8 protein-coding genes and 3 pseudogenes are annotated in these 12,691 nt (G+C 72.5%); 7 read left to right on the top strand and 4 right to left on the bottom strand.

Features of this window, described 5'->3' with window-relative positions; translation table 11 throughout:
• Positions 1-148: 148 nt before the first annotated feature.
• The gene (locus BM536_RS15665) at positions 149-823 is read right to left on the bottom strand and encodes an SGNH/GDSL hydrolase family protein (RefSeq protein ID WP_073494870.1); all 675 of its coding nucleotides are present in this window, start codon (positions 821-823) and stop codon (positions 149-151) included.
• Positions 824-911: 88 nt separating this feature from the next.
• On the opposite strand from BM536_RS15665, the gene BM536_RS15660 reads away from it, so the two are divergent.
• Entirely contained in the window at positions 912-1,886 is a 975-nt protein-coding gene (locus BM536_RS15660; RefSeq protein WP_094103045.1) for a TolB-like translocation protein, read from the top strand.
• A gap of 30 nt (positions 1,887-1,916) precedes the next feature.
• Here BM536_RS15660 and BM536_RS15655 read toward each other — a convergent pair.
• Positions 1,917-2,674, bottom strand: a pseudogene (locus BM536_RS15655) (TetR/AcrR family transcriptional regulator).
• A gap of 84 nt (positions 2,675-2,758) precedes the next feature.
• Between BM536_RS15655 and BM536_RS15650 the strand changes: the two are divergent.
• Together BM536_RS15650 and BM536_RS15645 are read left to right on the top strand one after the other, a co-directional pair.
• Positions 2,759-3,760 carry an ATP-binding cassette domain-containing protein gene (locus tag BM536_RS15650; protein WP_094103044.1) on the top strand — a complete coding sequence of 334 codons (1,002 nt, stop codon included), beginning with the start codon at positions 2,759-2,761 and terminating at the stop codon, positions 3,758-3,760.
• The gene (locus tag BM536_RS15645) at positions 3,757-4,590 is read left to right on the top strand and encodes an ABC transporter permease (protein ID WP_073494874.1); all 834 of its coding nucleotides are present in this window, start codon (positions 3,757-3,759) and stop codon (positions 4,588-4,590) included. Before BM536_RS15650 ends, BM536_RS15645 begins: the two co-directional genes overlap by 4 nt.
• 101 nt (positions 4,591-4,691) lie before the next feature.
• On the opposite strand, the gene BM536_RS15640 is transcribed toward BM536_RS15645, so the two are convergent.
• Entirely contained in the window at positions 4,692-4,997 is a 306-nt protein-coding gene (locus BM536_RS15640) for a hypothetical protein (protein WP_073494876.1), read from the bottom strand.
• Between the two features lie 369 nt (positions 4,998-5,366).
• Here BM536_RS15640 and BM536_RS15630 point away from each other — a divergent pair.
• Positions 5,367-6,025, top strand: a pseudogene (locus tag BM536_RS15630) (class I SAM-dependent methyltransferase).
• A 77-nt stretch (positions 6,026-6,102) separates the two neighbouring features.
• Here BM536_RS15630 and serC read toward each other — a convergent pair.
• On the bottom strand, positions 6,103-7,221 hold the full coding sequence (gene serC / locus BM536_RS15625; RefSeq protein ID WP_073494878.1) for a phosphoserine transaminase: 1,119 nt from the start codon (positions 7,219-7,221) through the stop codon (positions 6,103-6,105).
• Between the two features lie 139 nt (positions 7,222-7,360).
• Between serC and BM536_RS15620 the strand changes: the two genes are divergently transcribed.
• From BM536_RS15620 to BM536_RS15610, 3 genes and pseudogenes are all read left to right on the top strand, one after another.
• On the top strand, positions 7,361-10,264 hold the full coding sequence (locus BM536_RS15620; protein WP_094103043.1) for an FAD-binding and (Fe-S)-binding domain-containing protein: 2,904 nt from the start codon (positions 7,361-7,363) through the stop codon (positions 10,262-10,264).
• Between the two features lie 117 nt (positions 10,265-10,381).
• A complete protein-coding gene (locus BM536_RS15615; protein ID WP_094103042.1) occupies positions 10,382-11,506 on the top strand; it encodes a lipid II:glycine glycyltransferase FemX in 1,125 nt (374 codons plus the stop codon).
• Positions 11,507-11,737: 231 nt separating this feature from the next.
• A pseudogene (locus BM536_RS15610) lies at positions 11,738-12,691 on the top strand (EamA family transporter); the annotation flags it as partial.

Raw genomic sequence — 12,691 nt, 5'->3', positions numbered from 1 at the left:
GGTCGGTCACGGGGGAACGTGTCGGTGGCGGGGACGAGGTCGACGACGGTTCCCGTCAGGTCGACGGCACCGCCGAGGTCGACTCTCGTGGTGACCAGGGCACGGGGCGGTGCGCGGACGCCGGAAGGCGCACGCGGGACGCAGGGTCTCAGCCCTCGTACGCCCCGCCCAGCCCCCACCCCTGGTGCAGCGCCTCCGCGAAGGCGCGGGCCAGTCGGTGTTCGCCGTTGGCGTTCGGGTGGGTGCCGTCGTAGGTGTCGCCGTCGATGTCCCAGGCTTCCGGGATCGAGGCGAGGAGGAGGGGGGAGGGCGGCGCGTCGAGGTCGGCGGCCGTCTTCGCCAGGAGTTCGTTGAAGCGGACGACCTGGGCGCCGAAGGGCTCGTCGGTCGCGGCGCGGATGTTGGGGATCACCGGCAGGAGGACCATGCCGATCCGGGGGTTCGCCGCCCGTGCCTGTTCCACGAAGGCGCGTACGTTCCCCGCGGTCTGTTCGGCGTCGGTGTAGAAGCCGAGGTCGATCAGGCCGAGCGAGACCAGCAGGATGTCCGCCCGGCACTCGCGGACCGCGTCGCCGACGAGCGGCGCCATGTGCAGCCAGCCCTCGCCCCAGCCTGCCAGGTGGTGCCGGGGGAAGTCGGGGTCGGCGTACGCGTTCGAGGTGGGGGCGTCCGCGGCCTTGTCGTACAGCGTCTCGCGGGGGCCGACGAGTGTGACCGGGCCGCCGTACGTCGCGCACAGGTGCCGCCACATGCGGTGACGCCAGGTGAACTCGCCCGAGCTGCCGATCGTCATCGAGTCGCCGACGGGCATGATCCTGAGCATCCGCTCATCATGAGGGATGGGAGTGGCGCGTGGGGTGTGAGCCGGGCCACGAGCCCGGAACAGGTGTGCGGGATGGCAGTCTTGGGGCATGCGCCGACCGTTCGCCCTCCTTGCCGGGGCCCTGCTCGTGGGTGCGCTCGCCGCGCCCGCCTCCGCCGCCGACGGCGGCCGGAGCTTCACCATCGAGGACCCGAGGATCACCGAGTCCAGCGGTCTGGCCGCCTCCCGCCAGCACCCCGGCATCTACTGGACGCACAACGACAGCGACGACGGCCCCTACCTCTACGCCGTCGACGGCTCCACCGGAAAGACGGTCGCCCGCCTCACCCTCACCGGCATCGGCACCCCGCGCGACGTCGAGGCGATCTCCATCGGCCCCGGCAACCGGATCTACGTCGGTGACATCGGCGACAACCTCGGCGGCACCTGGCCGTACGTGTGGATCTACGAGTTGCCCGAGCCGAAGAAGCTGGCGAACGCGACCGTGCGCGCCACGCAGTACGTCGTCACGTACTCCGACGGCGCCCGTGACGCCGAGTCGCTGTTCGTCCACCCCAGGACGGGGCGCGTGTACATCATCGACAAGAAGGAGGACGGCGGCCACCTGTACGAGGCTCCGGCCAAGCTGTCCGCCTCCGGGAAGAACGTCTTCCGGCCCGTCGCCCCCATCGAGCTGTGGGCCACCGACGCCGCCCTCTCCCCGGACGGCGAACGCCTCGCCGTACGCGGCTACTTCGGCGGCATCGACTACGACTGGAACGGCGGCGTCCCCGAGCGGCTGGGCCGCCTCGACGTGCCGTTGCAGCGCCAGGGCGAGTCCGTCACCTTCTCCGCCGACGGCTCGAAGCTGATGTACGGCACCGAGGGCGCCGGGAGCGATGTGCAGGCGGAGGACGCGCCGGGCGACGGGGCGGCCGGGTCACCGTCCGGCGGGGGGAGTTCGGCGGGCTCCGACGAGGGCGGGGACGCGGGGGCGAGCGGCAGTGTGAAGGTGGGCGCGGTCGCGGTGGTGGTCGTCTGTCTGGGCCTGTTCGGCCTCGGCCGGCTGCGCCGGAGGCGCTGAGCCTGCTCCGGCCGGCCTGCTGGGCCTGCCTCAGCCGGCCTTGCCCTGACGCCGTTCGACCAGGACCTCCAGTCCGTCCAGGATGCGCTCCAGCCCGAAACCGAAGTGGTCGAAGGCGGGACTGAAGGTGTCCTCGGACAGGGAGGCCATGACGGGGTAGTTGCCACTGGTCATGGCCTTCTCCAGGACCGGCGCCTGTGCCGCCCAGAACTGGGCGTCCGTCAGGCCCGACCGGCGCTCCGCCTCCTCCTGGTAGACCTGCGTGCGCGCGGCCCCGACGACGTAACCGTCGATCATCATGATCACCGAGAGCAGTTCCGGGTCGGACAGGCCCATGGGCCTGATGCGGGCGAGCACCTTCTCCATGCCGTCCAGGGCGCTCGGGCCGAGGACCGGGCGGGACTGGTTGACCTCCAGCAGCCAGGTGTGGCGGCGGTAGAGGGCGAGGGTCCCGTGCGCCGTCGCCTCCAGGGCGGAGCGCCAGCCGTCGTCGCCGAGCGGCTCGGGGCTGGGGCGCTGGACGCGGTCCAGCATGAGGTCGAGCAGTTCGGCCTTGCCGGGGACGTAGCGGTAGAGGGACATCGCGCCCGCCCCCAACTCCGTGGCGATCCGGCGCATCGACAGTGCGTCGAGTCCCTCCCGGTCGGCGATCCCGACGGCGGTCTCCACGATCCGCTCCAGCGTCAGCCCCGGCCGGGACCCCGGCTCGGCCGTTTGCCGGTGTCCCACAGCAGGTCGAGGGTGCGTCCGATGTCGCCGCTGCCGCTGGTCTCCGTGCCGCTCGTCATGCGTGCAGCTTAGTTCCGTCCCGATAACTGGGTACGGCGTACGCGCAATCGGGTACGGTGTACTCAGTTATCGGAAGGGGAGACATGACGGACGGATACGCCGTGCGCGCCGAGGGACTCCGGAAGCGGTACGGCGACAAACTCGCACTCGACGGCTTCGACCTGGCCGTCCGGGAGGGCACCGTGCACGGCCTGCTCGGGCCGAACGGCGCCGGCAAGACCACCGCCGTACGCATCCTGGCCACGCTGCTCCGGCTGGACGGCGGCCGGGCGACCGTGGCCGGGCTGGACGTGGCCCGGCAGCCGCGCGAGGTACGCGCGCGGATCGGGCTCACCGGGCAGTACGCGGCCGTGGACGAGGTGCTCACCGGTAGGCAGAACCTGGAGATGTTCGGCAGGCTCTTCCATCTCGGCGGGAAGCGGGCGCGGCTGCGGGCCGCCGAACTGCTGGAGCGCTTCGATCTGACCGAAGCCGCCGACAAGGGCGTCGGCAAGTACAGCGGCGGCATGCGGCGCCGGCTCGACCTCGCCGCCTCGATGATCCTCGCCCCGGCCGTCCTCTATCTCGACGAGCCGACGACGGGCCTGGACCCGCGCGGCCGGGGCGAGGTGTGGGAGGCCGTGCGGACGCTGGTCGCGGGCGGCACGACCGTGCTGCTGACCACGCAGTATCTGGAGGAGGCCGACCGGCTGGCGGCCCGCGTCACCGTCATCGACCAGGGACGGGCCATCGCCGACGACACCCCGGACGGTCTGAAGAGCCGGGTCGGGGGCGACCGGATCGAGGTCGTGGTCGCCGAGCGGTCCGACGTCCCGCGTGCGGTGCAGGTCGTCGCCCGTGTCGCCGACGGCGAACCCGAGGTCCAGGAGACCGAGTTGCGGGTGCATGCGCCCGTGACCGACCGGGTGGCGGCTCTCACCGAGGTGGCCCGCACCCTGCAGGACGACGGGGTCCGGGTCGAGGACATCGGACTGCGCAGGCCGAGTCTCGACGACGTGTTCCTGCGCCTGACCGGACACCGCACGGATGGCGCGGACCGTACGGACCCCGCGGAGCTGTCCCGGAAGAGGGAGGCCGCCGTATGAGCGCTGTCGATCCGGGCGTGGCGGACACCCGCGGCCGTACGCACGGCCGCGTCTACTGGCTGCTCGCCGACTGCTGGAACATCGTCCGCCGCGGCCTGACCGCCTACCAGCGCCAACCCGTGATGATCGCCTGGCAGTTGGGCTTCCCCATCCTCTCCGTCCTGCTCTACGGCTATGTCTTCGGCAGCGCCATGCGGGTGCCCGGAGACGGGGACTACCGGGACTTCCTGATGCCGGGCATGTTCGTGATGACGATGGCGTTCGGCTTCATCAACACGGCGACGATCGTCGTCTACGACTCCACCAAGGGCGTCATCGACCGGTTCCGCTCCATGCCGATGGCCTCCTCCGCGGTGGTCGCCGGGCGCGGGGTGACCGATCTGATCGTGGCCTGCGCGGAGCTGGCGATCATGATGCTCACCGCGTTCGCCATGGGGTGGCGTCCGGACGGGGGTTGGGGCTTCCTGGCCGCCTTCGGTCTGCTGCTGTGGCTGCGGTTCGCGCTGATCTGGATCGGCGTCTGGCTCGGCCTGATCGTGCCCAACCCGGAAGCGGCCGGCGGCTTGTTCGCGGTGGCCTTCCCTCTCACGATGATCTCCAGCATCTTCGTCGCGCCCGGACTCATGCCCGACTGGCTGGGCCACGTGGCCGCGTGGAACCCGGTCTCCTCCACGGCCGCGGCCACCCGTGAGCTGTTCGGTACCTCGGTCGGCGGCGGTGACTCATGGGTCGAGCAGCACGCGCTGCTGATGGCCGGGGTGTGGCCGGTGGTGCTGACGGCGATCTTCCTGCCGCTGGCGGTTCGGAGGTTCCAGAAGCTCAGTGGGTGACGTCACGCGGTCCCCGAGCAGCACGGTGGACGCCTTTCCCTGACGCTCCGGACTGCCCGCCCGCCCGCTCGACCGGACCGGCGTGCGTCCCGCCGGCGGGATCAACGCCCCATCTGGCGGGCGCAGTTGCGGACGTACGTCCGCACCACCTCGTCGCCGGTCTGCCAGGACGGCGGCGCGGGTGGGGGCGGGGCCTGCCAGCAGGCTTCGTCGTGGGGGAAGGGCAGGTAGCGGCCGGTGGCGCGGGAGCGCCTGGACCAGCGGCGCCAGCGGGCGTCGTGGGGGCTCGGGAGCCGCCAGACGTAGGGGTCGGGTGCGCGGACCTCCTGCGCGAGGCCGGCCATCGGCGGTTCGCAGTGGGGTCGGGTGAGCAGGCGGACGACGGCCTCATGAAGCAGCCGGAGCATGGGACCTCTCCGGTGCGTCTGCCTCCACCGGCAGGAACCGGGCCCACACACATTTCGTGTACGGCTCCTGCCGGCACCCCCAGGCATCGGCCGGCGCCGCGACCAGCGCGAGTCCGATGCTCTCAGCGTGTTCCACACCCGCAGGCATTCATCGAGCGTCGCCGCGACGGCCTGTGCCTGCGCACCGCGGACTTCCTGAAGTCCATCGGCTTCACCATCGACGAGGAGCTGTGGGCCATCGACGGCACGAACTGCTCGCCTTGCGACAACAAGGTCCCCGACAGCCATTGAACCGCCTGGCGTCGATCCCTGCCTGCACTCCCTCCGAGGGCAGGGTGGCCGCCCTTCACCGCGAAGGGAACACGTTCTGTGCCCGTTCCACACGACATCCCCGCTGAGACCGAACTATGGGATGCCTACGCCGAGTCCGCTTCAAGGACGACGCCGAGCCGGTGTTCCGGTGGACGCAGTACGCCGGGCACGGCCCTGGTCCGGAACTGCTCGGTGCCCCGCGCAGCGTGCTGGAGATCGGTTGCGGAACTGGCCGCGCCCTCGCCCACCTTGCCCTGCGCGGCATCACCGCACACGGCGTCGACCTTTCCCCGGTCATGGTGAGGAAGAGCACCGAGCGGTGGGCCGGCACCGGCGCCGTCTTCGCTTGTGGCGAGGTCCTGGAGTGGCTGGCCGCCTCCGGCGAGACGTACGACGCCGTCTGCTCGATCTTCGGTGCCGCATGGTTCACCGACCCGGGCCGCCTCTTTCCGCTCGTGCGGGCGCGGCTCAACCCGGGCGGGGTGTTCGTTTTTTCGCAGCCTCCGGCCATCCCCGGCGCGTACGGTCCGCAAGGCATGTACAAGGGCGGCTTCGCCGGCAGGTCTATGTTCACCTACCGCTACAGCTACCGCCCAGCCGTTTGGGAGCGCCTGCTGACGCGGGCCGGGTTCGCTTCGGCCGATGCACAGGTGCTCGACGCTCCGGCGCCCGGCCACATCGGCACCCTGATCGTCCGGGCCGTCACGGCACGTTGAGTCTTCGTCGCCCCTGTACGGCTAAGGGCGCCCAGTGTGGCTTACACCGGGCGCCCTTCGCTGTCGTGCGGGAGCTGCTACAGCTGCTCGATGACGTAGTCGACGCACTTCGTGAGGGCCTCGACGTCCGCCGGGTCGATCGCCGGGAACATGGCGACGCGGAGCTGGTTGCGGCCGAGCTTGCGGTAGGGCTCGGTGTCGACGATGCCGTTGGCGCGCAGGACCTTGGCGACGGCCGCCGCGTCCACCTCGTCGGTGAAGTCGATCGTGCCGATGACCTGGGAGCGCTTGGCGGGGTCCGACACGAACGGGGCCGCGTGCTTGGACTCCTCGGCCCAGCCGTACAGGCGGGTCGACGAGTCCTTGGTGCGGGCCGTCGACCAGTCGAGGCCGCCCTGGCCGTTGATCCACTCCAGCTGCTGGTTCAGCAGGAAGAGCGTGGAGAGCGCCGGCGTGTTGTACGTCTGGTTCTTGCGGGAGTTGTCGATCGCCGTGGGGAGGCTGAAGAACTCCGGGACGTGGCGGCCGGACGCGTGGACGCGCTCCGCGCGCTCGATCGCGGCCGGGGAGAACACGCCGATCCACAGGCCGCCGTCGGAGGCGAAGGACTTCTGCGGGGCGAAGTAGTAGACGTCGGTCTCGGCGATGTCGACCGGCAGGCCGCCCGCGCCCGACGTCGCGTCGACCAGGACGAGCGCGCCCTCGTCGGCGCCCGCCACCCGCTTGATCGGGGCGGCGACACCGGTCGAGGTCTCGTTGTGCGTGAAGGCGTACACGTCGACGCCCGCCTCGGCCTCCGGGTCGGGGTGCGTGCCCGGGTCGGAGGAGATGACCGTCGGCTCGGCCAGCCACGGCGCCAGCTTGGCGGCCTTGGCGAACTTGGAGCTGAACTCGCCGAAGGTGAGGTGCTGCGACTTGTTCTCGATCAGGCCGTGCGTCGCGATGTCCCAGAAGGCGGTGGAGCCGCCGTTGCCGAGGATCACCTCGTAGCCCTCGGGGAGCTGGAACAGCTGGGAGATGCCCTCACGCACCTGGCCGACCAGGTTCTTGACCGGGGCCTGTCGGTGGGAGGTGCCGAGGAGCGACGTGCCGGTGGCGGCCAGGGCGTCCAGCGCCTCCACCCGCACCTTGGAGGGGCCCGCGCCGAATCGACCGTCGGCGGGCTTGATGTCAGCAGGAATCCGGATCTCAGCCACGGGGGGAGCGTATCCGGTGGAGAAACGTGCTCGAAACGTCGTCCGTCCGATGAGACGCCGTTCGGGGGGCGGATGCGGGACGAGGACGGCGAGTGGGCGTCCCGTGTCGGACGGCCGTACGAGCTGGTTTGCTTGACCCATGTCGGATCTTGAGGCCGAGCTGCGCGGGGCCGTCCGGGGCGATGTCGGTTTCGATGTCACCTCGCGGGCCCTCGTCACCATGGACGCGTCCAACTACCGGCGGGTCCCCTTGGGGGTCGTCGCCCCTCGCGACGCCGACGACGTGGCCGCCGTGTTGGCAGTCTGCCGGGCGCACGGGGTGCCGGTCGTGCCCCGCGGCGGGGGGACGTCGATCGCGGGACAGGCCACCGGTACGGGTGTCGTTTTGGACTTCACGCGGTACATGAACCGGCTGGTCACGCTGGATCCCGCCGCCCGGACGGCCGTCGTGCAGCCGGGGCTGGTGCTCGACCGGCTCCAGGAGGCAGCCGCCCCGCACGGGCTCCGCTTCGGACCCGATCCGTCCACGCACAGCCGCTGCACGCTCGGCGGGATGATCGGCAACAACTCCTGCGGCTCGCACTCGGTCGCCTGGGGGACGACGGCGGACAGTGTGCGCGAGCTGGACGTCGTCACCGCGCGCGGGGAGCGGCTGCGGCTCGGGCGGGGGTGGGCCGGCGCGCCCGACGGGCTGCGGGCACTGGTGGAGGGTGAGCGGGCGCGGCTGCGCACCGGGTTCCCCGAGCTGCCCCGCCGTATCTCCGGATACGCCCTGGACGCCCTGCTGCCCGAGAAGGGCGCCGACGTCGCCCGGTCGTTCTGCGGCTCGGAGGGCACCCTGGGTGTGCTCACGGAGGCGGTGGTCGATCTCGTCGAGGCGCCACGCGCGCGTGCGCTCGCCGTGCTCGGGTACGCCGACGAGTGCGCCGCCGCCGAAGCCGCGGTGGGGCTGCTGCCGTACAGGCCGCTGACGGTCGAGGGGATGGCCGCCGACCTGGTGCGTTCGGTGGCGGGGCTGCCGCGCGGCGTGGCGTGGCTGTTCGTGGAGACGGGCGGGGACTCGGCCGGTGAGGCACGCGCGCGTGCGGAGGCGATCGTGCGGGCGGCCGACGCCGTGGACGCGCGCGTGGTGACGGACGGCGCCGGGCAGCGCGCCCTGTGGCGCATCCGCGAGGACGCCAGCGGTACGGCCACCCGGATGCCGGACGGCACCGAGGCCTGGCCCGGCTGGGAGGACTGCGCGGTGCCGCCCGCCCGGCTCGGCGCGTATCTGCGGGACTTCCGCGCCCTGCTGACCGCGCACGGCCTGCGCGGCGCGCCGTACGGGCACTTCGGGGACGGCTGCATCCACGTCCGCATCGACTTCGACCTGCTCACCGAGGCGGGCGTCGGCCGCTTCCGTCGCTTCTCGGAGGAACTGGCCGACCTGGTCGTCGCGCACGGCGGTTCGCTGTCCGGGGAGCACGGCGACGGGCAGGCCCGCGCCGAACTGCTGCCGCGGATGTACGGCGACGAGATGGTCGCCCTCTTCGAGCGCGCGAAAGCCGTCTGGGACCCCGACGACCTCCTCAACCCCGGGATGCTGGTCCGCCCCGCCCCCCTCGACTCCGGCCTGCGCTTCGCCGTCCTGCCCCGCGAACCCGTCGACGTGGCCTTCGGCTACCCCGGTGACGGCGGCGACTTCACGGCCGCCGTCCGCCGCTGCGTGGGCGTCGCCAAATGCCGTACGACGACGGCGTCCGGGCCCGCCGTCATGTGCCCCTCCTACCGGGCCACGGGCGAGGAACGGCACTCCACGCGCGGTCGTGCCCGCCTGCTGCACGAGATGCTCGCCGGTGAGGTGGTCACCGACGGCTGGCGGTCGGAGGAGGTGCGCGAGGCGCTCGACCTCTGCCTCTCCTGCAAGGGCTGCCGCTCGGACTGCCCGGTCGAGGTCGACATGGCCACGTACAAGGCGGAGTTCCTCCACCACCACTACGCGGGCCGCCGCCGCCCCGCCGCCCACTACAGCATGGGCCGCCTGCCGGTCTGGCTGCGCTGGGTGAGCCGTACGCGCACGGCATCGCTCGCCAACGCGCTGGCGGGGGTGCGGCCATTGGCGTGGGTCGCGAAACGGGTGGGCGGGATCGCCGCGCAGCGGGGCATTCCGCGGCTGGCCCGGGAGACGTTCAGCGGGTGGTGGCGGGGCCGGGGGCCGGGGGGTGGCTCCGGTGACCTCGTCGTCCTGTGGCCCGACACCTTCACCGAACACCTCTCGCCCTCCGTCGGACGGGCCGCCGTACGGGTACTGGAGGCGGCCGGGCTGCGCGTGGCGCTGCCGCCCACCCTCCGGATGCGGGGGCGGCCGGTCGGGGACGGGCGGTCCAGGAGCGCGGCGGCGCTGCTGACGGCCCGGCGCGGACGGGTCTGCTGCGGGCTGACGTACGTCTCCACGGGGCAGCTCGACCACGCGCGCGTGGTGCTGCGCCGCACCCTCGGCCTGATGGAACCGGTGCTGGAGACGGACGCGCCGGTCGTCGTGCTGGAGCCGAGCTGTGCCGCCGCCCTGCGCGGCGACCTGCCCGAACTGCTGCACGACGACCCGCGCGCGGCCCGTCTCGCGGCCCGCGTCCTCACCTTCGCGGAGACCCTGGAACGGCACGCCCCGGGCTGGCGCCCGCCCCGGCTCGACCGTCCCGCCGTCGGCCAGACCCACTGCCACCAGCACGCCGTCCTCGGCGACACGGCCGACCGCCGGCTGCGCGAGGCTGCCGGGCTCGACGGCGAACTGAGCGGCGGCTGCTGCGGCCTCGCGGGCAACTTCGGCTTCGAGAAAGGACACTTCGAGGTGTCGGCGGCTTGCGCGGAGGAGCGGCTGCTGCCGTCGGTTCGCGAGGCGGACCCGTCCGCGGTCGTCCTCGCGGACGGCTTCTCCTGCCGGACCCAGCTCGAACAACTCGCGGGCGTGCGGGGGCGGCACCTCGCGGAGGTGCTGGCGGAGGGACTCGCGGACGGGCCGACCGACGGGCGCGGGGCCGACGCCGGACCACCGCCGGCTCGCTAGGACGCCGACCCGGCACGCGCGCGTGGCGGACACGCGGGCGCGCCGGGCGTTCGGTCCTCGGGACGGGTGCGGCCGACTCCTACGCTGGCCGGACCGTCATCCGAAGGAGCCCCGCGCATGAGCCTGCGTGTCCAGACGATCACCCGTGACGCGCACCTGGCGTTCGTCGCGGCGCGTCCCTCCGTCAGCCACATGCAGATCCCCGCGTGGGGGGACGTGAAGCCGGACTGGCGGGCGGAGAGCCTCGGCTGGTTCGACGAGCGGGGGGCGCTCGTGGGGGCGGGACTGGTGCTGCTGCGGCCGCTGCCGAGGCTGAAGCGGTACCTGGCGTATCTGCCCGAGGGGCCGGTCGTCGACTGGTTCGCGGCGGACCTCGTCGAGCGCTGGCTGAAGCCGATGCTCGCCCACCTCAGGGCGCGGGGCGCGTTCTCCGTGAAGATGGGCCCGCCCGTCGTCGTACGCCGCTGGAGTGCCGACGCCGTGAAGGCCGCGATCGCCGATCCGGGCGCCCGGCGGCTGCGGGACACCGCACCCACCTCCACCGAACCGCGCGCCCTCGACCTCGCCGAACGGCTGCGCGGCGCCGGCTGGCGGCAGGCCGAGCCGGGCGGCGAGGACGGCTTCGCGGCCGGACAGCCGCGGTACGTCTTCCAGGTCCCGTACGCCGGGCGGTCGCTGGAGGAGATCCAGGGCGGCCTCAACCAGCAGTGGCGGCGCAACATCAAGAAGGCGGAGAAGGCGGGCGTCAAGGTCGTCCGCGGCGACCAGACGGACCTGGCGGCCTTCTACGGCCTCTACGTCGAGACCGCCGAACGGGACCGTTTCATCCCCCGGCCCCTGGCCTACTTCCGGCGCATGTGGACCGCGCTCAACGCCGAACACCCCGACCGGATGCGGCTCTACCTCGCCCACCACGACGGCGAGGTCCTGGCCGCGGCCACCATGCTCACCGTCGGCGAACACGTCTGGTACTCCTACGGCGCCTCCACCAGCCGCCGACGCGAGGTCCAGCCCAACAACGCCATGCAGTGGCGCATGATGTCCGACGCCCACGGACTCGGCGCCGCCGTCTACGACCTGCGCGGCATCACTGACACCCTGGAGGACGGTGACCACCTCCTCGGCCTCCTCCGCTTCAAGGTCGGCACGGGCGGCGAGGCGGCGGAGTACCTCGGCGAGTGGGACTTCCCGCTGAACCGGGTGCTCCATCGGGCGCTCGACCTGTACCTGGCACGCCGCTGAGGCCGACGGTGTCTGACGGGATCTGACGGTGTCTGACGGGATCTCTACCTGGCACGCCGCTGGGGCTGACGGGATCTGTCCCTGGCACGCCGCTGGGGCTGACGGGATCTGTCCCTGGCACGCCGCCGAGGCCGACGGGCGGGGCCCTTGCACCTGGCTCCGCCGGACAGTGGCGAATTCGCTTCACACTCCTGACCTAGTCCATTACCCTGGACTTCACAGTACATCGTGATGCACGCCACGCATGCCTGGCACCGAGCCCACCGAACCCCTGGACCGCCCGTGAGCACCCCCGAAACCGCCGCGCCGACCCGGCAGCCCGCCACCTCGGCCGGTACGGCCCCTGCCCCCGCCCCCGGCCGGTGGGGCGCACTCGGGCCCGTCGGGCTGGTGCTCGCGGGAGGTGTGTCCGTCCAGTTCGGCGGCGCGCTCGCGGTGACCCTGATGCCGCGGGCCGGCGCGCTGGGCGTCGTGGCGCTGCGGCTGCTGGTCGCGGCCGTCGTCCTGCTCGTCGTCTGCCGGCCCAGGCTGCGCGGGTACTCCCGCGCCGACTGGGGCACGGTTGTCGTCTTCGGCATCACCATGGCCGCGATGAACGGCCTCTTCTACCAGGCCGTCGACCGCATCCCCCTGGGGACCGCGGTCACCCTGGAGGTCCTCGGCCCGCTCGCCCTCTCCGTCCTGGTCTCGCGGCGTGCCCTGAACCTCGTGTGGGCCGGGCTCGCGCTCGCCGGCGTGTTCCTGCTCGGTGGCGGGGTCGGTGACCTGGACCCACTGGGCGCGGCGTTCGCGCTGACGGCGGGCGCGATGTGGGCGGCGTACATCGTCTTCAGTGGCCGCACCGGCCGCCGCTTCCCGCAGGCGGACGGGCTCGCGCTGGCGATGGCGGTGGGCGCGGTGCTGTTCCTGCCGCTGGGCGTCGTCGAGTCGGGCACGAAGCTCCTCGACCCGGTGACGCTCGGTCTGGGCGCGGCGGTGGCGATCCTGTCCTCCGTCCTGCCCTACACCCTCGAACTCCTCGCCCTGCGCCGCCTGCCCGCCTCCACCTTCGCGATCATGATGAGCCTCGAACCGGCCCTCGCGGCGGCGGCCGGCTTCCTCATCCTCGACCAGACCCTGTCCACCATGGAGGCGCGGCGATCGCCCTGGTCATCGCCGCAAGCATGGGCGCGGTACGGACCCAGG

It is taken from the genome of Streptomyces phaeoluteigriseus (assembly GCF_001896135.2).
Lineage (GTDB): Bacteria > Actinomycetota > Actinomycetes > Streptomycetales > Streptomycetaceae > Streptomyces > Streptomyces phaeoluteigriseus.
This window is presented reverse-complemented; position numbering and strand designations above follow the sequence as displayed.